We start from the raw sequence: 21,112 nt of genomic DNA on the forward strand, positions 1-21,112 counted from the left end.
CGCGTGAATCAATTCGCCAATCTGGTCGGTATTCTGTGTGTCCTGCTGCTTGTCACAGGCTACGTATGGGTCAAAGCCCGCTCTACGGGCAGTACGGCTTCAGGGACAGACGAACAGGAGGAGACTTCCTCCCTAGATCGGCTTGCTGCCTATGTAAAGAAGCAGCTGCATGAAATGAGCCGGGCTGAGCTTAACGATTGGGGCATGAGCGAGGAGGTCTGGCAGCGAAAAGTAAAGAGCCGGGCAGAACTCCGCAAAGCGATCCGGGGCTGTACATGGGGCGATCGCAACGACAAGCGGTATGTGAAGGCCTACATCAAAGATTTGCTGTTAAAAGGCTGCGGCATAGATGCCCAGACCATAGACAGGTATATTCCTTTTCAGCGGCGGGAATTGCTGACACCCCAGGATCAGTTCGAAATCCTGCTATATTTGTACACCCAGCGTTATGGGGACGAAGCTTTAATGATGTTGATTGAGACGCACCGTTTGGATGAACCGAAGTACTCGGCGGGGGGGCAAGACAGGCATTATGAAATTACGGCCGAGGATATCGGACATGTATTTTATGCGGAATACCGGGAGCTTGAATTTCGGGAAAAGCTGGACATCGTTGTACAGCGCGTCTATCAGCAGTACAAAGGCTTCTCGGTGGTCGATGAAATTCGGGAGCAGCGGATCGATGGGGTTAGCGGGGGAGTGAACGGCATTCCTGCATTCGAGGACGCCGGGCAGCCCGTACGTTCAGGCATGCTCCCGGATTGGGAAAGCTCCGGTGAGACGGAGGATGCGGACGGACGCGCGACATCGCGTTTGTGGGAAAGCGTATGGATTTTTTATATGGGAAAAAGCATTCGCTTGTCCTTCCTGGGTTTTGGGAATGAAGCCGAGCTCAAGCGGGTTTGCCAGAATATATATAAATACAACTTGCCGGGGCAGTTAACTGAGGCGAATGGATATAAAGTTAATGAAATGAAGGACGGGTCCCGGGTCGTCGTTGTTCGCCCGCCCTTTGTCGAATCATGGGCCTTCTTCGTTCGAAAATTCGATTTGAGAAGCGCGGCGCTGGAACAGCTGATCGAAGGCGTCAATGCGGAGCTGCCGATAGAACTGCTGAAATTTCTGATGAAAGGCAGCCGGATTACGTCGATTACCGGCTCTCAAGGCTCCGGCAAGACCACGCTGCTAATGGCTTTGGTCAAGCATATTTATCCATCCTATACTCTAAGGGTTCAGGAAATGTCCTTTGAACTGAATTTGCGAAGGCTATACAGCACAAGAAATATTTTGACCTTCCGGGAGACGGAGTATATATCGGGTCAGGCTGGTCTGGATTTGCAGAAGAAGACGGACGGTACTGTGAATATTCTTGGCGAGGTAGCCAGTGATGACGTTGCCGCCTGGATGATCCAGATGGCTCAGGTGGCAAGCTTGTTCACTCTGTTTACTCATCATGCCAAAACATTTCGCGATTTGATCGAATCGCTGCGCAATTCGCTGCTCAAGACCGGTATGTTCCGGGATGAACGGATAGCGGAAATGCAGGTTGTCAGTGTAATCGATTTCGATATCCACTTGCGGAAGAATATGTCCGGGCAGCGTTATATTGAGAAAATTACCGAATGCGAGCGTCAGGTGAGGGGTTATCGCGAGAGGGTGGTGCTGGAGTACAAAGACGGCAAATATATGTCCGTCGAACCGATTTCCCCGCGAATGATAGAGGAAATGGCTCGAGAAATGACGGCAGAGGACAGCGAGGCCTTCACGCTCTTTGTTGACCGTTACTGGAGGGAAGAGATTGGAGCTTAAGACGGTATTAATCTGGATTTTCTTGATTTCTCTGCTGTTATTCATCGGTTTATTGGCGGCCTCCAGACGGACTTCCCGATTTGAGCCGCATAGCGTGAGCGGAGATCGGGGGATGGCGGTGCTTGCTCAGAAATATATGACCGCATTTCTCCTGCGCTCCTACGCAATATTCATGAAAATTCCCCCTTTGCGTTATTACGTTCGAAAGGTACGCAGCAGATTATCGTTCATGCATATGTATGCCGAATTTGAGCTGCGCAGGAAGACGATGATGCTTGTTTACGCGATATGTCTTACATTTGGCCTGGGTATGGCCATACTCACCTGGATGAATCCGAGCGTTTTGTTTTTCGTCACGTTATTAATCACGGCGGCAGTTCTGCAGGGATTATTTCTGGACGGGTTCGTGAATCGCATGGAACGAAAGCTGATGGAGCAAATGCTGGAGTTCTTGGCAGCGGTTCGTCATGCCTATCATCGTCATGGCATGGTTATCGATGCGATGGAGGAAGTGGCAGAGGGGCTGGGTGAAGAGATTGGATCACATGTTCATCGAATTAACGAGGCGCTAACCGCTCCCCGTCAGCAAGAGGCGCTGGAGCATTATTACGAGACGGCGCCCAATCGTTTCTTAAAGGCGTTCGCCGGAATATCCAGTCTCGTAATGGAATTTGGGGATAAGACAGCCAGGCAGGGCTCCGTCTATTTGCGGGCGATCGCCAGTCTTACGCAAGAAATTCACCTCGACCTGATCCGACGCAATAAGTTGGATTATTTGCTGAAGGGTCTGCATGTCATTGCGCTTGCACCTATTTTTTTTACTAGGCCTATTGAAATATGGGCCAGACGGAATTTTCCGCTAATGGATCAATTTTATTTAAGCAAAGCGGGCATCGTGATCAAGGCAGTGATATTTCTCGTCATTCTGGTTTCCTATATTTTGTTGCAAAAGCTAAAAAATGAAGAAGAGGCATCCTACCGGGCTGCTGACATCACCTATCCCTGGGAAGCGCGGCTATATAAAACAGGCTGGATCAGAGCTGTAGTTCATTGGTTTGTGCCGGCGCGCACATCACTCGCTTATTATCGCCTGACCCAGCTGTTCAAAGACAGCAATCTCAAAATGAGGGTCGAGTGGTTTCAACTGAGAAGAGTTAGCCTGTTCCTTGCCGGCTTCATATCTACTGTTGCGCTATGCCTCACACTCCATATGGCCGCTCAAAGCAGAATATTGCGGGAGCCTCCGGAGCACGCGGTATTTTTCGGCACACTGTCTCCCCAGGAGGAGCAAAGGACGGCCAGAATTATTTCTATGGAGAACGCGGCGATGGGAGAGCTCGGCATGTCTTCACAAGCAGGATACGATGCGGCGCTGAAGTCGGCGGAGATGGCCCGTGATTTGCATGGAGAAATTGTGGGTCAAGATGAGTTGAAGGCGATGGCCGTCCGGATCCTTGACAAGCTTGACCGCTATAATCAGGAGTATTTGAAATGGTGGGAGGTGGCGGCTGCTTTGGCGGCAGGCTGTTTGGCTTTTGAAGCACCGGTGTGGCTGCTTTGCTTCCAGCGAAGAATGAGGCTTGCCGATATGCGCCAGGAAGTCTATCAATTTATGACGATGGTTGGGATATTTAAAGAGCTGGAACGGATCTCGGTGGAGGAAATTTTGGAATGGCTGTATGTATATGCGGTGATTTTTAAAGTTCCGATCGAGAGATGTCTCCTGAATTACAGTCAGGGAGCGGAAGCGGCTCTCAGGGAGATGAAAGAAGAGGTCACGCTGGAAGAGTTCGGGCGTTTCGCAGACAAGCTGCTTCTGGCCGCCGAGAAAATTACCCTTGCTAAGGCTTTCGATGATCTCGAGCATGAAATGTCGTACCAATTTGAGCGCAGGCGGCTGGAGTATGAGAAGTCGCTGGATACCCGGGCCGGGCTCGGCCGTTTGATCGGCTTTACGCCGATGTACAGCCTAGTATTCGCTTATCTGGTCGTTCCGCTGATCTGGATGAGCTTCAAGCAGATGGATTTGTACTTCGAGCATATTCAAAAAATATAACCATTTGGATTTGGGAGGAAATGAAATGAATAATGCTTCATCCGCATTAAAGGTTGCCGCTGGCATCTTCCTGACGATTGCTCTCATCACGATCGTAGTCATTCTGTTCGTATCTGCACAGGAGGCGACCAAAACCGCGCAGAACAATTTTTCGGATATTCAAACCGAGCTGTCCCAGGCCTCATTTACCGTGTATGACGATACGACCGTCAGCGGATCCCAGGTGACGAATGCCCTCAGGAAATTCAAGGACCGCGAGCAGTTCGGGATACAGGTCAAGACCGGAAAGAACAAAAGCGGACAATGGTATGGCAATATGCTTCGCGTGGGGGATCATATCCCGATTGAAGATTATGGCGCGGTCATCAGCGATAAGGTCGGAAATATCAGCAATTCATGGAATGAAATTTTGGATGAATACGTCAATCCGAGCGGAAAATTCAAGGCTAGGGTCATCAAGGATAATTCTAATGTCGTTAGGGGTATTATTTTTACGCAGACGACCGTACTGACAAGTCCTTAAGGGTATGCATGATCCTTTGAAAAGCATGCTGTGGCTGCTCTTTGCTTGCATAGTCTGCCTCAGCGCTCTGTGGTTTGCCTCGGAACAGGCCGAGCTTGAGCAGGATGTGCTGGAACAGCTAGTCCCTTATGCTCAGAGGCAAAAGGATATCGTTCATACTCGAGCCGGAATTGCCGTGCAGGATGAGCGTTATAGCGGTGCAGAGATCATGCATAGTTTGAAGGTGCTGGAGGGCCTGGGCGCTGTGGTAGAAATAGACGGAAAAAGGCTGGATCTAAGAGGGGCAGACAGCGATGATTATTCCGTACAGGATGCGGCCGTGATGAGGGCAGCCGCTTTTCTGGATTTAAGGGCGAGCTATGGGGTGCAGGCTGATTATGATTCCGCAGGCCATTTGCGGAAAATAAATTTTCGCAAAAAATAAAAGGGGCTGTACGATGTCAAACGCGTTATCAAAGGTAGCTGCAGCGATATTGGCCGTTGTTTTGCTCTATTTGGTTCCCGCTGTCCAATCGGCGCAGCGGGAGGAGGATTATCGGGCCCTGGCAGCTTACAATACGCTGGTTCGCTTTACGGATGCGGTCAGAAATAAAGGCTATGTATCGCCAGGGATGTATCATGATTTTATTCATGAGCTTGGAGCGGCAGGAGGGGAATACAGGATCGAATTGGAGCACAGGCACAAAAAATATCATCCAGAATATGACGATCCAGCTGATTCCGGCACTTTTCTGGACCGCTTCAGCATTCATTATGAGGCCTTCTATAATCATGACATAATGACATTGCTGTTCCCGGAACAAGCCGCCTTCGGAACGGATGATGAACCCAAGTACAGAATGGAGGTCGGGGACTATTTTACGGTGACGATTACCCGTTTGGGACGCACGCCGATCATGGTATTTGATCATTTCCTGTATGGGGCTGCTGAGCAGAGGGGGTCCCATGTATTACATTACGGGGGGATGGTGCTTAATGAAGATTACTGACTGGGCGATCGTTTTCGTTCTGCTGGTTTCGCCCATCCTTTGGATCAATTATTTGCATACCGGGGATTTAAGGGAGGCCCATCGCCTTCAGCACCGCTACAGCTCTGCATTGCGCACGGCCGTTCAGGACGCGGCTTATGCCTTGAATCTGAACGAGCTGCAGCAGTTCGAAGCAGGCTACAGCTCAGCAAAATTTATGAGGTCGGATAAAGAAGAGGCCTTATCCGCTTTTATGCAGACTTTATCGATTAATCTGGGAATTGAGGATGATAGGCTTGCCCAGGAAGCTCTGATGACTTATATACCAGCAATCGCAATTATCGAATATGACGGGTATTCCATATATGCTCTAGACGAGAGTGAGAACGAACAGACAGGATGGCCGGAAATCTCGCATCGCTGGAGACCGAAGAAGCCATATGTATATTCGGATCAATTTGGCAACAGCGTCGCCTTTACACTGGATGATACAGTGACAGCTTATGAGAGCATGACCGGCAAGTGGCATAGGGGCAGGCAATCCGAGCTGCAGGGGATGACGGCAATTCCATTGCTGCAGGATACGAAGGCGTTTGAGCAGGTAAGAAGAGCCGCCATCGTGAGGGGTATCCAGGATGATCTTGCCGGATACATAAACCGCCATAACGAGTACGCACTGCGGCTAGGAGTGGATTATCTTTTTACATTGCCGATTCTGTCGCAGGAGGATTGGTCGAATACTATAAGCGATGTCGGAGTGATCGTCTTTTTGCAGGGAATACCGGTCGGGGATTTCTATTATAACAACTATGCCTTCGGAGGAGGACGGCTGGTCCAGAGCCGGAAACTGCTCGGGGGCATGGATGAAGCGACGGGGATCAAATACTATTTTCCCGAAGCCTGCTTGTCCCGCTATCGTGTTGAGCAAATATTCACTAACGCCCGGGAAGCCGCGCTGGCGGGTTACCGTGAGGCCGATTGTCGTTGAGCCTTAAAATAAAACAGTTTCAGACCTTCTCCTTCTTATGCTAAAATAGGTTCTTGAATGTCATATAGAAGGAGCATTGGGCGCTGATATGAGTTTATTAACTGTAGAGAACGTCTCCCACAATTTTGGGGATCGAACGTTGTTTAAGAACGTTTCGTTCCGTTTGCTGGCCGGCGAGCATGTTGGCTTGGTCGGAGCGAATGGCGTAGGCAAGTCCACTTTAATGAATATTTTGACCGGCCAGGTTCTGAAGGATGAGGGGAAGGTTGAATGGACGCCGAAGGTACGGTACGGCTACCTCGACCAGCATACGAAGCTGACACCTGGCAAGACGGTCCGCGATATATTGAAGGATGCATTTCTTCCTCTCCTGGAGCTGGAGAAGGAAATGATGGCGATAACCGAGAAGATGGCGGATGCCTCTCCCGAGGAGCTGGAGCTGCTGCTGGAGCAGATGGGTGAAATTCAAGAGCAGCTGGATATCGGTGATTTCTATCTTATCGATGTGAAGGTTGAAGAGATGGCGAACGGGCTCGGTCTGTCGGCGATCGGTCTAGACCGCGATGTCTCGGCTTTAAGCGGCGGCCAGCGCACCAAGGTGCTTCTTGCCAAGCTGCTGCTCGAGAAGCCCAATGTCCTGCTGCTGGATGAGCCGACTAACTATTTGGACGTAGAGCATATCCAATGGCTTACGAATTATCTTCAGAATTATCCGTATGCCTTTATCCTAATCTCCCATGATACGGAGTTCATGAATAAGGTAGTTAACGTCATATACCATCTCGAATTTGCGAAATTGACGCGTTATTCGGCGAACTACGAGAAGTTTCTGGAAATGGCCGACATTAACAAGAATCAGCATATTGAGGCTTACGAGAAGCAGCAGGAGTATATTAAGAAGCAGGAGGATTTCATCCAGCGGAACAAGGCAAGGTATTCGACGTCAGGCCGGGCGAAGAGCCGGGAGAAGCAGCTGGATCGTATGGAACGAATCGATAAACCCGAGGAGGCCGCTAAGCCGGTATTCGGCTTCAAGGAAGCGAGAGCCAGCGGAAAAACGGTGTTTGAAGGTATCGATTTTGAAATCGGTTATACGCATGCACTGCTCCCTAAAATGTCGATGACGATTGAACGCGGCGAGAAAATCGCCATCGTCGGCTGCAATGGTGTCGGCAAATCGACTCTGCTGAAGACGATACTTGGCGTGATTCCGCCAATTAGCGGCAAAACGTATCAGGGTGACTTCCTGTATCCGGCGTATTTCGAGCAAGAGGTACGGCCCGGAAACGCAACGCCGATCGACGATGTATGGAATGAATTCCCTCATCTTAACCAGCATGAAGTACGGGCGCATTTGGCGCGCTGCGGCCTCAAGAACGATCATATCACGCGCCAGCTCAGAGCGCTTAGCGGGGGCGAGCAGGCCAAGGTCCGGCTGTGCAAGCTGATGATGCGCGAGACGAACTGGATTCTGTTTGACGAGCCGACAAACCATTTGGACGTCGTGGCCAAAGAGGAGCTGAAGCGTGCACTGAAGGAATTTAAGGGCACTGTTCTGCTAGTATCCCATGAGCCAGACTTCTACGAAGACTGGGTAACGAAGGTGTGGGACGTCGAGCAGTGGTCCACAAAGTAAAGGAATCATGTTATTCCGGTAATTCAAGTCTCTTGCGAAAGGAGCGAAAGGGAATGCAGGGTAAAAATCGATCTGAAGCTTCCACAGCGGTCTTGTCTGCGGGTCCGAGGGACCGTACGGACCGGTATTCCAGGCAGGAGCGCTTCGTCATGATCGGTTCGGAGGGTCAGCGCAAGCTGTCCGAAGGCGCGGTACTTGTAGTCGGGGCGGGAGCGCTCGGGACGGGAATTGCCGAGACGCTCGTCCGGGCCGGCGTTGGGCGCGTGGTTATTGCGGATCGCGACTATGTGGAATGGAGCAATTTGCAAAGGCAGCAGCTGTTTGCAGAGGAAGATGCCGAGCTTCGCCTGCCTAAGGCGATCGCAGCCCAGAAGCGGCTGCAGGCCATCAACAGCGAGGTAGCTGTTGAAGCTCATGTGATGGATGTAACCTACGCTGAAATAAGCTCCTTATTGCCGGGAATCCAGCTTATCCTGGACGCTACCGATAACTTTGATACGAGAATGGTCATTAACGACATTTCGCAGAAGGAGGGAATTCCCTGGATTTACGGTGCCTGCGTTGGGAGCTACGGAATTACCTTCACCATTTTGCCAGGGGTAACCGCATGTCTGAATTGCCTGCTAGGCTCAGTTCCGCTAGGGGGGGATACCTGTGATACGGCAGGTATAATTCCGCCCACGGTGCAGATGGTTGTGGCTCATCAAACGACGGAGGCGCTGAAGCTTCTGACGGGACGGACGGATAGCCTTAGAGGTACGCTGCTTACGTTCGACCTATGGCGCAACGAGCAGGCTTCACTCAAGATGGACACGGCCAGGAAGGCGGATTGCCCATCCTGTGGTTCTCATGCGACGTATCCGTATCTATCGCACAGCGGCTCGCGAAAAACCGAAGTGCTGTGCGGCCGGGATACTGTGCAGATCCGCCCTGCCAAGCCGCGTGAATGGAACTTGGAGGAGACCGCCAAAGCACTGATGCGTCTGGGAGAAGGAACAGCCGAGTTCAATAAATTCCTCCTGTCGTATACGATCGGCGAGCGCCGGCTGGTTTTATTTAAGGATGGACGAGCGCTGATCCACGGGACGAAGGATATCGTCGAGGCTAAAGTGCTCTATGACAGATATTTCGGATAAGAAGATTTGTAAGAAGGCAGACCATTTCCGCGAAATGCGGGAATGGTTTGTTTGCATTTTGTCCATCTTAATAAATAAACTCGGGATGGGGATGCAGAAGGTGGGCAGCGAATAGAATGGAAATTCACATATTGTCGGCAGGAGGGGAGTCCCTCGAGAGCAGCCGCTTATACCGGCAGCTGAAGGAAGCGGGATATGACGTAGCATGGTTTCGCAACAAGGAGGTTACGAAGGAAGCGCTGCTTAAGCAGAAGCCGGATATTATGCTGGTTGAAAAGGGGCTATCCGACGTGGACGCTATGGCGCTGCTCAAAGCGCACGAGGGCGTATTGTCGTTTCCGATTATTACTGTTCTGCTTGAACGCAGCACGGAACAACTGATCGAGGCCTTCGCTGCGGGAGCGAGCGATGTGGTAGACGGCAGCGTGCCGTTTGAGGAGCTGGCCATACGTATGGAGCACTGGGTTCGAATGTATATGCGGTTGAATGACGGACAGCCGAGCGAGATCATATTCGAGGATTTGCGGATCGAACCGAAGAGCCGGAAGGTATTCCGGGAAGGGGAGATCATCAAGCTGACGCCGAAGGAATATGACCTGCTCGTATATCTCGCCAAGCATGCCAATACCGTCTGCCATCGGGATGATATTTTGCAGGAGGTATGGGGCTATGACTTTGCGACAGGGACCAACGTAGTGGATGTATATGTCCGTCATTTGCGTAAAAAAATCGACCGCGGCAGGGCCCGGAAAATTATCCATACCGTCCGGGGGACGGGCTATATGATGCATTAGAACGTGAAAGAGGCTTTCCCTTGGCAGCATAGCCGCTGCGGGGAAGCCTCTTTTGCAGGGTGATAGGAGTTTTTAGTGCCGATGCTGCAGCGCAGCCTCATTCCAAGCTCGCAAGCTTTTCGACATAAAATGAGTCAATATAAACTACAGTACGCGACGAGCTTTAATATAAGTTCTTTTCCATGTTCCGGAGTTCAGATCGGAGATCGTTACCCCAGGCTTGCCGTAAGTATGCAAAATTTTGCCATTGCCTGCATAGACGGCTACGTGTGTGATGTTTTTTCCAGTTGAACGGCTGCCGCTGGAGAAGAATACAAGGTCGCCAGGGCGCAGGTTCGATTTGGATACCGCTTTACCTACTTTGGATTGGGCTGCGGATGTACGCGGCAGGTTAACGCCGTAATTCTTGAAAATATGCTTCATAAAAGAAGAGCAGTCAAATACGCGAGTAGTTGAAGTCGAAGCACCGAATTTATAAGGTGTGCCCATATATTTTTTTCCGAAGTTAACGACTTGAGTTCCTTTAGAAACAGCCACGCTTTCTGCGGATTGAGATGCTGCGGCTGCTTGTGCTGTGCCTGCACCGCCTGCAAGGAAAGTTCCGAACCCAAGGGCTGAAACAATACCTACCGTCAATACTTTTTGGGATATAGTATGCATTTTCATGTTGTTTGTAGTACCTCCAAAGTTTTTTTTTGACCGGTTCGATTTGAAGTATAACAGGTTTGAAGCCAGCCATAATTTGCTAGAATCGTGAAGGTGGCTGTCTCCCGTGGCTTTGAAGGGGTTTATTAAAAAACTATTAAAGTTTACAAAAAATTAAGAATCTAAAATGGAATCAGGTCGAAAAAAGAAAGAAAACCTTGCGGCCGCAAGGTTTTCTGGATGTTTAAAATGCTGTAACCAGTAGTTACAATTTTGTCTTTTATCAGCGTTAATCCCGGCTTTGAATGATCAAGAGGAGGCCGCTCTCGATCCGAATCGTGCCTTCCTGCTCCAAGAGCCGGTTGCTGATCCCAAGTGATTGTCCCATGCGAAGCGTTGCGTTCTCCAGCGGGTACATAAATCCTTCCAGAGTGATTCCGGTCACCTCCGGGGTAAGAGGAACCAGGGATGCGTAGGTGAAGCCGCGATTCTGGATGACGCAGGTGGAACCGGTAAGGGTAATATAGTTATGTGTGTCGTAAATGGCGCTTTGGATTTGGTGCTGTAATCCCCGCAGCATGATTTGGATGTTAGCCAGCGTATGGTCTAGCCTGGAACCGGTAACGCCCATCATGATAATTTCCCTGGCCTGCTTGTCCATGGCAGTCATATAGGCCAGCTCAGTATCTGTCAAGTCCTTGTGGATTGGATCACAGGTTATGATCTGGCCGCTGGAGCTTCTTACTTTCTCCAATTCCTCCGGAGTGATGGAATCAAAATCACCGACGGCAATATGAGGCTGAATTCCATGCTCAACTAGAAATAACGCGCCGCGATCTGCCCCAATAACCAGATCATTTGGACCAATCTCTTCTATAAATACAGGGTTCATATTGCCGCCTGCAAAGATTAGCGCTCGTTGTTCTGTCATCTCTCTACTTCCTTTCATTTTGCGGAGTATGCCCCGACTCCAGTATAAAACAGATTTGACGCTTGCACAATTTTGCCAGGGGGGACTAAAATGAACTTACAGCGGGTAAAAGCATAAGAGAAGACAAGGAGCATGTTCGGCTGCGGCAAAAGGCCTGGTTAGCTGCGGCATATAAGGGGCATACAAGGCGGCATATAATATAGGAAATGAAAAAAAGAAGCCGAAAATGGCTTCCCTTTGGCAGACTGCTTTGAAAGCGCTGACACACCCGATGGGCCTACAGCTTGCAAATGGCATATTTATTGAAGAAAATGTAGCAGGGCATCCGGCAGCTCATTTTGCCAAAACCCCCATAGATGCTTACCGTCCTTCTCAAGGTACCGTATTTGGGCGCCGCGCTCTTCCAAGAGCGATTTGGTCGCCCGATTCAGCTCCACAAAGTTGTAGGTTCCCGTGTCGGTCGTATATTGATCTTCTTGCAGGCCGACGATCATGTACAAGGAAAGGAAGGACAGATCGGCTTCCTCGGCTACCAGCTGCTGGGTTTTTTCGTAAAACGCGCCGGACAAGCTGATCACTTTGGAAAACAGTTCAGGTTTTTTCATAGCGATATGCAGCGAGATGGTGCCTCCTAGCGAATCTCCGGCCAAAATACGTTCGTCCGCTTCGCGGCGAACCGGATATTTGCTCTCAACGTAGGGAATAATTTCTTCAGTGAAGCAGGAAATATAAGCGTCGAAGCGGTTGCCGAAAGGAGCATACTCCTCGGTACGCACCGATGTATCAACCTCGACACCCACAATGATGAACGGGTCCAGCCCTTCATCCAGAATCAGGCGGTTCGCATGGGTGGCAATTCGGCCGTAATTGAAAAACTCTTCTCCATCCTGGCAGTAGACGACAGGATAGCTAAGGATTTCATTATAGCCCGGAGGCAGATAAATGCGAAGAGACCGTTTCTCGCCCAGGTATTTGCTGTCGATTTCTTCCTTGACGATCGTTCTTTTTAAATAGCGCGAATCCGTCATAGTACAACACGCTCCCGTCTTTGCATTTTGCTTTTAAATGGCTGATAAGATAAGATAACCGTTAGAGTAACTGTACTTTTGATAGGCCCTAAAACGGCCGACTGTTATAGTTAATTGTATACCCTGTTATACATACAAAAATAAGTGTAAAGTACAAATTACCGGAATATCTTTGACTTATTGAGTGAAACAGATGTATAATAATTCTATAACAGCAGCACATGATAATCAAATTTTTTGTCGAGGTGAAGAAAATGAGCAAGAACAAGAGCAGGGTTCCTTACGAAGTATACACTGAGGAAGTCGAAGCTTTGTCCGTGCTATCCCCGGACGGTGAAATCGTTAACAAAGATAAAGTTCCTAATTTAAGTGATGATCAATTGAAAGAGTTAATGTACCGCATGGTATTTACCCGAACATGGGATGAAAGAGCCATTAACCTGGGCCGTCAAGGCCGTCTTGGGTTCTATGCGCCTGTATCCGGCCAAGAAGCTACGATGGTGGGCAGCGAGTTCGCTCTGAACAAGGACGACTTCATTTGCCCGGGCTACCGTGATATGCCGCAGCTCGTATGGCACGGTCTTCCGCTGTACCAAGCGTTCCTGTATTCCCGCGGACATCAGCACGGCGGTCAAATTCCGGAAGGCGTCAACGTACTTATGCCACAAATCATTATCGGCGCCCAAGTGCTTCATGCCATGGGTATCGCAATGGGTTACAAACTGAAGAAGCAGCAGCAAGTCGCTATCACATACACAGGTGACGGGGGATCCTCCGAGGGCGATTTCTACGAAGCACTCAACTTTGCTGGAGTTTATAAACTGCCGGTTATTTTCTTTGTGCAAAACAACGGGTATGCGATCACAACTCCGTTCTCCAAACAAACTGCAGCTCTATCTATCGCTCACAAAGCGGTTGCAGCGGGTATCCGCGGCGTGAAAATCGACGGTATGGACGTGTTTGCCGTTATCAGTGCTGTTCAAGAAGCGGCTGAGCGCGCTCGCAACGGTGAAGGTGCTACATTGATCGAAGCCGTTACTTACCGTTTCCGTCCACACTCCTTGTCCGATGATACTTCCAAGTACCGTACGAAGGAAGAAGAAGGCCAGTGGAGCGAGAAGGATCCAATCGCACGTCTTGCCAAATACCTGGAGAAGAAAGGCCTCTGGACGGAAGAAGATACAGCTCGCGTGAAGGAAGAAGCTAAAGCTACGGTGAACGAGCATATCAAGAAAGCAGAGCAAACCGAGAAAATGACCATTCCTGGTCTGATCGATAGCATGTTCGAAACGACGCCTAAACATCTGGAAGAGCAAAAAGCAGATTTCCAGTAAGACGATAAGCAGGACCTAAGAGCATTAATGAATGCTTGGCAGTAAAAGTCTGATTGTTTCTTAATGAGGAGGATATGAATCTAATGGCACAAATGAATTTAAAAGAAGCGATTCGTGATGCGATGCGCGTGGAATTAGAACGTGACCCTAACGTTCTGATCTTCGGGGAAGACGTCGGTAATGTCGGTGGCGTATTCCGTGCTACGGAAGGCTTGCAAAAACAGTTCGGTGAAGAGCGCGTTTTCGATACGCCGCTCGCAGAATCCGCAATTGGCGGTATGGCAGTAGGTTTGGGAATCCAAGGATTCCGTCCGATTGCTGAAATCCAGTTCGTAGGTTTTATCTTTGAAGCGCTCGATCAAATCGTGGTTCAGGCAGCCCGTATGCGTTACCGTTCCGGCGGCCGCTACAACGCGCCGATCGTATTCCGTACTCCGTTCGGCGGGGGCGTTAAAGCAGCTGAGCTGCATACAGACGCTTTGGAAGGTTTGATCGCGCAAACTCCGGGTATTAAATTAGTAATTCCATCCAACCCTTATGATGCAAAAGGTCTGATGATTTCTGCGATCCGCGACAATGACCCTGTATTCTTCATGGAGCACTTGAACCTTTATCATGCTTACCGTGAAGATGTGCCTGAAGGCGATTATACAGTTGAAATTGGTAAAGCCAAAGTCGTTCGCGAAGGCTCCGACGTAACGATCGTGGCCTACGGACTGATGGTTCACACTGCGGTCAAAGCAGCAGAAGAGCTTGAGAAGAACGGCATCAAGGCAGAGGTAATCGACCTCCGCACGCTTGTGCCTCTCGACATCGACACCGTGATTGAATCGGTGAAGAAAACAAACCGCGCTATTATCGTTCAAGAAGCGCAAAAATCTGCAGGTATCGCTGCAGAGGTTATCGCTCAAATTAACGAGAAAGCGATCCTTCACTTGGAGGCGCCGGTTCTTCGCGTAGCTCCACCGGATACCGTATATCCGTTCGCGCAAATCGAAGATCAATGGCTTCCGTCTCCGGCAAGTGTTATTGCAGGAGTAAATAAAGTACTCGAATTCTAATCTTAATGAACTAGGAGGTCTTCCAGGTGGCTAAATTTGAATATCGATTCCCTGAGCTCGGCGAGGGGCTGCATGAAGGCGAAATTATTAAAATGCATATCAAAGTCGGCGACAAAGTAACCGACGACGATATTATTATGGAAGTGCAAAACGACAAGGCGGTTGTAGAAGTTCCTTGTCCGGTAAATGGTACAGTGCAAGAGGTGTTCGGTACGGACGGCGCTGTGTTCCGCGTAGGTCAAGTCGTCGCTGTTATCGACGCTGAAGGCGACATTCCAGAGCAAGAGGGCGCAGCAGAAGAACATAGCGCTCAAGAAGCCGATGCAGCACAAGGCGGAGCGGATACGAAAGATTCTCCGGCAACCGAGAATCCGGCGGCTGGCAAGGACAGCGCTGCTGCTCCAGCGGCACCTAACCGCGAAATCCTGGCTACGCCTAGCGTACGTAAATTCGCTCGCGAGAAAGGCGTAGATTTGAGCCAGGTTCAAGGCTCCGGCAAAGCAGGCAAAATTACACGCGAAGACGTGGAAGCATTCCTGAGCGGTGGCGGAACACCGGCTGCAGCCCAAGAGAGCGCGAAAGCTGCAGAAGCAGCTCCAGCAGCAGCACCGGCAGCGGTCAGCGTAAGCGCCGAAGAAGAGCGCGTACCGTTCAAAGGCATCCGCAAAGCGATCTCCAATGCGATGGTTAAATCCGCGTACACAGCTCCTCACGTTACGATCATGGACGAAGTTGACGTAACCGAGCTGGTAGCGTTCCGTACGCGTATGAAACCGATCGCCGAGAAGAAAGGCACGAAAGTGACTTATCTTCCGTTCATCGTCAAAGCGCTCGTTGCAGCAGCTCGTCAATTCCCTGCGCTTAACGCTTCGATCGACGAAGAGAACAATGAAATTGTATACAAAAAGCATTACGATATCGGTATCGCAACCGATACGGACAACGGTCTGATCGTTCCGGTGATCAAGGATGCGGACCGCAAGAGCATCTGGATGATCGCAGACGCGATTCGCGATCTGGCTGCCCGTGGACGTGAAGGCAAACTGTCCCCTAACGAAATGAGAGGCAGCACGATTTCGATTACGAACATCGGCTCAGCAGGCGGTATGTTCTTTACTCCGATCATTAACTACCCAGAGGTAGCTATTCTCGGAACTGGCCGCATTAGCGAGAAGCCGGTTGTGAAGAACGGGGAAGTTGTCGTAGCTCCGGTTATGGCTCTGTCCCTCAGCTTTGACCATCGTCTGATCGACGGTGCTACTGCTCAATACTTCATGAACTATATCAAAGAGCTGCTCTCCAACCCTGAGCTGCTCGTAATGGAGGTATAACAACATGGTCGTAGGAGACGCTTCTCTTGATATTGATACACTGGTAGTCGGTGCAGGTCCCGGCGGTTATGTGGCAGCCATTCGCGCTGCCCAGCTCGGGCAAAAAGTTCTGATCGTCGATAAATCGGAGCTTGGCGGTGTGTGCTTGAACCGCGGATGTATTCCTTCCAAGGCTTTGATCTCTGCTGCACACCAATATGAGTCTGCGAAGCATGCGGATGCATTCGGTATTTCTGTGGAGAACGTAAAAGTGGATTTCTCGAAAACACAGGAGTTCAAAAACAGCGTTGTTAAAAAAATGACTCAAGGCGTCGGCGGCTTGCTGAAAGGCAACAAAGTCGAGGTATTCAATGGCGAAGTGATGTTCATCAATGAGAACGAAGCTCGCGTATTCAATGATTACGAAGCACCTCGCTACCGTTTCAAGCATTGCATCCTGGCAACAGGTTCCCGTCCAATCGAACTTAAGCCATTCCCATTCGGGGGACGCATTCTATCTTCTACTGAAGCTCTGGAGCTTCAAGAAATTCCGGAAAGCCTGGTCGTAATCGGCGGCGGATACATCGGCGCGGAGCTTGGCCAAATGCTGTCCAAATTCGGTACGAAGGTAACGATCATTGAGGGCATGGATACGGTACTGCCTGGCTTTGATAAGGATATGACTCGTCTTGTGGCGAAGAGCATGGAGAAAACAGGCATCGAGATCGTAACGAACGCGAAAGCGGAAAGTGCAGTTCAAACCGATAAGAACGTTACGGTTAAATATTCCGTTAACGGTGAGAACAAAGAAATTACGGCAGACTACCTGCTTGTTACTGTAGGACGTCGTCCGAACACGGACGGAGAGCTGGGCCTTGACCTGGCTGGGGTTGAGCTGGACGATCGCGGGCTGGTTAAAGTCGACCATCAAGGACGCACCTCCAATCCGAAAATCTTCGCAATCGGCGATATTGTCCCTGGCTTGGCGCTTGCTCACAAAGCTTCTTATGAAGGTAAAGTAGCGGCTGAGGCCATTGCAGGACTGCCATCTGTTGTCGATTACAAAGCGATCCCTTCCGTTGTATTTACGGATCCTGAGTGCTCCAGCGTCGGCTTGACCGAGAAGGATGCGAAGGAAAAGGGCATCAAAGTGAAATCGGGCAAATTCCCGTTTGCTGCTAACGGACGCGCTACATCTCTGAACCAGCCGGACGGCTTCATGAAGCTTGTCGCTAATGCAGAGAACGATCTTGTTATCGGCGCACAAATTGTGGGTATAGAAGCATCCAACCTCATTACTGAAATCGCGCTTGCGATTGAAATGGGCGCGACGCTTGAAGATATCTCTCTGACGATCCACGCTCACCCAACGCTTGGTGAAATCGCGATGGAAGCAGCAGAGGTTGTCGAAGGCAAGCCGATCCACATTATTTCTCGTTAATTACACGTAACTCTTAAGAGGTACGCTAACTCCTAAGCATATTTGATGAGCTGTCTCCGCGGGTTGGGATTTAACCTGCGGGCAGCTCTTTTTTTGTTGGAATGCATGAAGCATCGGCACCCTAATACGATGTACAATAGTTTTAACATTTATAAACATACAGGAGAGATTGGAGAGGGTTAGGAGCGCGTACTAACAGGGTTCCATGTGCTACATGATGGAGAAGGTTGGGAACATGTACTAACTGGAATCCATGCGCTACATGATGGAGAGGTTGTGTACGGTAGTAACTAGATTACGAATACAAATGATGGGGACGGTTGTATAGACGTGCTAACTGGATTCCATGTATTTAAATGAAGTTGCTAAATAGGAAATGTAATATTAATTGTAATTGGTGTAGTTAAATTGAGATTTTAGGATGATACGGCTCATAGGGAGAGTATTATATACATGAAATACAGCTATTTTCTCAAGAATGCCCGGATCAATGAAAATAAGGTCATAAACTCCAATTAAACTCATCAACTCATCAACTCATCAACTCACCAACCCCACCAACCCCACCAACCCCACCAACCCCACCAACCCCAAAAAATGTTTATCACTATAGCTGCTGAAATTTACCTGTATTATGGTTGCTGTAGGAATTACCTGCTGTTGATTACAACTTTGGGTTGGGCATCATCAAGTGCTGAACTGCTAAATAGATCTTTTGTCATTATCTTAATAAAAGCCTAGATAATCTACAAAAGAATTACAAAAAATATACCAAGAGCTGCTAGGTTAATGGTAAGATGTAACTATAGTTTATAGAGCTTGCACATAGATTTGAAATCGCTTGCGAAATTAGGGAGGGTGGAAGGATGCAGTATAAGGATAAGGCCAGATCCTTAGCTGTGGCAGCTTTGCTGCTGGTAGGCATAACGGTAACCCCTCCGGTGGAAGCGGATCACCCGCTAATCGTAACGCTGAATGGACAGGAGCTAAAGTCCCGGTTTGAGGTAAATGACGGCGAAGTTTATGCTCCGCTTCTTCCTCTAGCCGCAGAGCTAGGCTATACTGCGAATTGGAATGAGCAAGACCATAGAATAGATATTCTTACCGATTCTGCGACAACCAACAGGAATCAGCTAGAAGCTAAGATAACCAAGCAGCAGGTAGCCGATTGGATTATCGAGCAGGGCGAAGAAGACCGTTATTATGTAGAGGGCTTGTCCTTCGAGCTGGTCGATTTGGACGACGATGGGGATGCAGAAATCGTAGCTGCGATTGACGGTGGCGCGAATATAGGGAATTATTTTATTTTTAAAAGAGCTGCAGATGGCCATTATCAACTAATTTTCGAAACCAGCTGGAAGGTGGACTCTTTAAAGCTGGGTGAACCTGTCCAAGTCGAGGGCAAGCGGTTATACGCGACGGTTGAGCGAACCGGCGGGACTGGACTGGACGTTGAAATAGCCCATCTTTGGTATCTCGAGCAGGGACAGGTGGTTGAAGCCTGGACAGGAATCGTGAAGAAAATGAACGCGATGCTGGCGGGCTCTTATTCGCTTGTTGTAGGAAGCTACCGCGTTGAAGACAACGTACTCTATGCTTGGAAGACGTTGAGTTTGCTTGAAGATGACGCAGAGACCGTTCGAGGAACGCCAGTTACTACGATGACTACATTTACGTTCGATGGGAGTTTTTTTAAAGAGAAATAACCTTCAAAAGACAGCAAGAAAGAAGAGTGCGGGAGACGCGCTCTTTTTTTGGTGGGAGCTCATTTATACCTAATCTGTATCTTTCTAATTGACATTTTCATTCAACGCCTCTATCATTGAATGTAAACCAGATATATACTAGGTTATGTCCTTTTGTCACGCTGTTGAGGAGGAAATAGGATGGGTCAAAAACCAAGCCGTTCAACATTTAGACAGAGACTGGATGAAATGGTGTCTGTGTTACGGGAAGAAATTGTAACGGGCAAGCGTGAGGTCGGAGAATATCTGCCATCTGAGGTGGCATTAGGTGAGCAGTTTAATTTGAGCAAGAATTCTGTTCGCAAAGGGCTGGAGAGGCTTGTCTCCGAAAATTTGATTATTAAAGTGCCCCGTATCGGCAATCAGGTGGCCAGGCCTGAGCAGGAGGGACGCACGACGATAAGATTCGGATACTACAAATCAGTCATAGAGGAAGCAGCGTTGGATGAGCTGTTAGCGGAGTTTGAAAAGGAACATCCGCATATTCGCGTGCAGCTTATTCCGCTTCCATACGATAATTACGGTGAGACCATATCCGAATATATGGAACGGGAGCTGCTCGATGCTGCAACCGTAAATAATAATGATTTTCAGTCATTTCTTGGTTTAGGCCATAGCGATTTACTGGAGCCGCTGGGGGATAAACCGGAGCTGTATCCATTTCTGTCGGATGCTTTTCGGCATGGAGAAAGGCTTCTTGGCCATCCGCTTATCTTCTCGCCGGTTGTCCTATGTTATAATCGGGATCATTTCAAGAATAGTGCCATGGCTGAGCCGGACAGCAGCTGGAAATGGAATGATTTGATCCGGGTTGCAGAGGAGCTGACGGACGATAACCATTATGGCTTCTACTATCATCTGCTGTCCAACAACCGTTGGCCGATCTTTATGCTGCAAAGCGGGATGAAGCTGGAGCGTAACGAGGCGGGAAAGGTGCGGCTTTACAGGACCAAGCTCATGGACGGGATGCGCGTATGCCGGGATATGATCGCCAGGAAGGATATTCTGCCGAGCTATATGTCCGAATGCGACCACGACGCCGAAGAACTATTCCAGCAAGGCAAGGTATCGATGATCATGGCCACTTATTTCAGCTTGAACTACTTAAGAAACTCCGAATTTGAATATGACGTGGCCCCGCTGCCTTATTTGGAGCACGCAACTACCCTTCTGCTTGCGATCGGTGTGATGATAAACCGGAAATCCAAGTGCAAGGAAGCCGCTAGGACGTTTCTTGATTTCTTGCTGTCTTATAAATCGCAGCTGCTCATCCGGCAGCGTACGCTGAGCATTCCCGCCCATAAGCAGGCTGCGGAATGGACGGGCAGCGATTCGATGAATAGGCCGAGCCGGTTCTTTATGTATCGGGAAATCATCCCTTCCTTTAGGTACATTTCCGAGCTGAATATCAAGCCGCATCAGATAGATGTGATTCGCAATGAAATGAAGCTGTATTGGTCGGGCATGGAGGACGAACAAGCTGTTTGTTCTCGTCTAGAGCAGCTATTGAGCGAATAAAAAATGGGCTGAGCCCATGTTAAAAAGCAGCTTATCCCTAGGGGACAAGCTGCTTTTTTGACGGCTTTTGGGCTGTCTTTAATATGACGAAAAATCAATGGCTGATTGACAGCGTTTACAAATCGCTTTAAAATCAGTTTAAGAACCAGATATATACCAGAGAGAAGCGATTCAAGGTGTTTTTACCGA

Annotated in this window: 18 protein-coding genes; 15 read left to right on the forward strand and 3 right to left on the reverse strand. The window is 49.3% G+C overall.

What is annotated here, in order from left to right; genetic code table 11:
- Positions 1-3 precede the first annotated feature (3 nt).
- From BN2762_RS16375 to BN2762_RS16415, 9 genes are all read left to right on the forward strand, one after another.
- Complete coding sequence (locus BN2762_RS16375) at positions 4-1,809, forward strand: P-loop NTPase family protein (protein WP_055107985.1); 1,806 nt, start codon at positions 4-6, stop codon at positions 1,807-1,809.
- Positions 1,799-3,865, forward strand: a complete 2,067-nt coding sequence (locus BN2762_RS16380; protein ID WP_055107986.1) for a hypothetical protein — start codon at positions 1,799-1,801, stop codon at positions 3,863-3,865. The genes BN2762_RS16375 and BN2762_RS16380 overlap by 11 nt, the downstream gene beginning before the upstream one ends.
- Before the next feature lie 25 nt (positions 3,866-3,890).
- On the forward strand, positions 3,891-4,388 hold the full coding sequence (locus BN2762_RS16385; RefSeq protein ID WP_055107987.1) for a hypothetical protein: 498 nt from the start codon (positions 3,891-3,893) through the stop codon (positions 4,386-4,388).
- Between the two features lie 4 nt (positions 4,389-4,392).
- Positions 4,393-4,812, forward strand: a complete 420-nt coding sequence (locus BN2762_RS16390; protein WP_055107988.1) for a hypothetical protein — start codon at positions 4,393-4,395, stop codon at positions 4,810-4,812.
- A 13-nt stretch (positions 4,813-4,825) separates the two neighbouring features.
- Positions 4,826-5,377, forward strand: coding sequence for a hypothetical protein (locus BN2762_RS16395; protein WP_055107989.1), 552 nt, complete (start codon positions 4,826-4,828; stop codon positions 5,375-5,377).
- Positions 5,364-6,344, forward strand: coding sequence for a hypothetical protein (locus BN2762_RS16400; RefSeq protein WP_055107990.1), 981 nt, complete (start codon positions 5,364-5,366; stop codon positions 6,342-6,344). Before BN2762_RS16395 ends, BN2762_RS16400 begins: the two co-directional genes overlap by 14 nt.
- 88 nt (positions 6,345-6,432) lie before the next feature.
- A complete protein-coding gene (gene abc-f, locus BN2762_RS16405; protein WP_055107991.1) occupies positions 6,433-7,980 on the forward strand; it encodes a ribosomal protection-like ABC-F family protein in 1,548 nt (515 codons plus the stop codon).
- Between the two features lie 53 nt (positions 7,981-8,033).
- Positions 8,034-9,116, forward strand: coding sequence for a ThiF family adenylyltransferase (locus tag BN2762_RS16410; protein WP_055107992.1), 1,083 nt, complete (start codon positions 8,034-8,036; stop codon positions 9,114-9,116).
- A 116-nt stretch (positions 9,117-9,232) separates the two neighbouring features.
- Positions 9,233-9,910: a winged helix-turn-helix transcriptional regulator gene (locus BN2762_RS16415; protein ID WP_055107993.1), complete on the forward strand. Its 678-nt coding sequence runs from the start codon at positions 9,233-9,235 to the stop codon at positions 9,908-9,910.
- A gap of 144 nt (positions 9,911-10,054) precedes the next feature.
- On the opposite strand, the gene BN2762_RS16420 is transcribed toward BN2762_RS16415, so the two are convergent.
- The 3 genes from BN2762_RS16420 to BN2762_RS16430 all read right to left on the reverse strand — a co-directional run bounded on the left by BN2762_RS16420 (position 10,055) and on the right by BN2762_RS16430 (position 12,514).
- Positions 10,055-10,576, reverse strand: a complete 522-nt coding sequence (locus tag BN2762_RS16420) for a C40 family peptidase (protein WP_055107994.1) — start codon at positions 10,574-10,576, stop codon at positions 10,055-10,057.
- Positions 10,577-10,844: 268 nt separating this feature from the next.
- The gene (locus BN2762_RS16425) at positions 10,845-11,486 is read right to left on the reverse strand and encodes a thiamine diphosphokinase (RefSeq protein WP_055107995.1); all 642 of its coding nucleotides are present in this window, start codon (positions 11,484-11,486) and stop codon (positions 10,845-10,847) included.
- 299 nt (positions 11,487-11,785) lie between these two features.
- On the reverse strand, positions 11,786-12,514 hold the full coding sequence (locus BN2762_RS16430) for an alpha/beta hydrolase (RefSeq protein ID WP_055107996.1): 729 nt from the start codon (positions 12,512-12,514) through the stop codon (positions 11,786-11,788).
- Between the two features lie 221 nt (positions 12,515-12,735).
- On the opposite strand from BN2762_RS16430, the gene pdhA reads away from it, so the two are divergent.
- The 6 genes from pdhA to BN2762_RS16460 all read left to right on the forward strand — a co-directional run bounded on the left by pdhA (position 12,736) and on the right by BN2762_RS16460 (position 20,923).
- The gene (pdhA, locus tag BN2762_RS16435; RefSeq protein ID WP_392391577.1) at positions 12,736-13,848 is read left to right on the forward strand and encodes a pyruvate dehydrogenase (acetyl-transferring) E1 component subunit alpha; all 1,113 of its coding nucleotides are present in this window, start codon (positions 12,736-12,738) and stop codon (positions 13,846-13,848) included.
- An 83-nt stretch (positions 13,849-13,931) separates the two neighbouring features.
- Positions 13,932-14,909 (forward strand): alpha-ketoacid dehydrogenase subunit beta, encoded by a 978-nt coding sequence (locus BN2762_RS16440; protein ID WP_055107998.1) that lies wholly within the window; start codon positions 13,932-13,934, stop codon positions 14,907-14,909.
- Positions 14,910-14,935: 26 nt separating this feature from the next.
- Positions 14,936-16,240 (forward strand): dihydrolipoamide acetyltransferase family protein, encoded by a 1,305-nt coding sequence (locus tag BN2762_RS16445; RefSeq protein WP_055107999.1) that lies wholly within the window; start codon positions 14,936-14,938, stop codon positions 16,238-16,240.
- 4 nt (positions 16,241-16,244) lie between these two features.
- Positions 16,245-17,660, forward strand: a complete 1,416-nt coding sequence (lpdA, locus tag BN2762_RS16450; protein WP_055108000.1) for a dihydrolipoyl dehydrogenase — start codon at positions 16,245-16,247, stop codon at positions 17,658-17,660.
- 866 nt (positions 17,661-18,526) lie between these two features.
- Positions 18,527-19,366, forward strand: coding sequence for a hypothetical protein (locus tag BN2762_RS16455; RefSeq protein ID WP_055108001.1), 840 nt, complete (start codon positions 18,527-18,529; stop codon positions 19,364-19,366).
- 180 nt (positions 19,367-19,546) lie between these two features.
- Positions 19,547-20,923: an extracellular solute-binding protein gene (locus tag BN2762_RS16460; protein WP_055108002.1), complete on the forward strand. Its 1,377-nt coding sequence runs from the start codon at positions 19,547-19,549 to the stop codon at positions 20,921-20,923.
- Positions 20,924-21,112: the final 189 nt, after the last annotated feature.

Origin of the sequence: Paenibacillus ihumii, assembly GCF_001403875.1 — a bacterium.
Classification (GTDB): Bacteria; Bacillota; Bacilli; order Paenibacillales; family Paenibacillaceae; genus Fontibacillus; species Fontibacillus ihumii.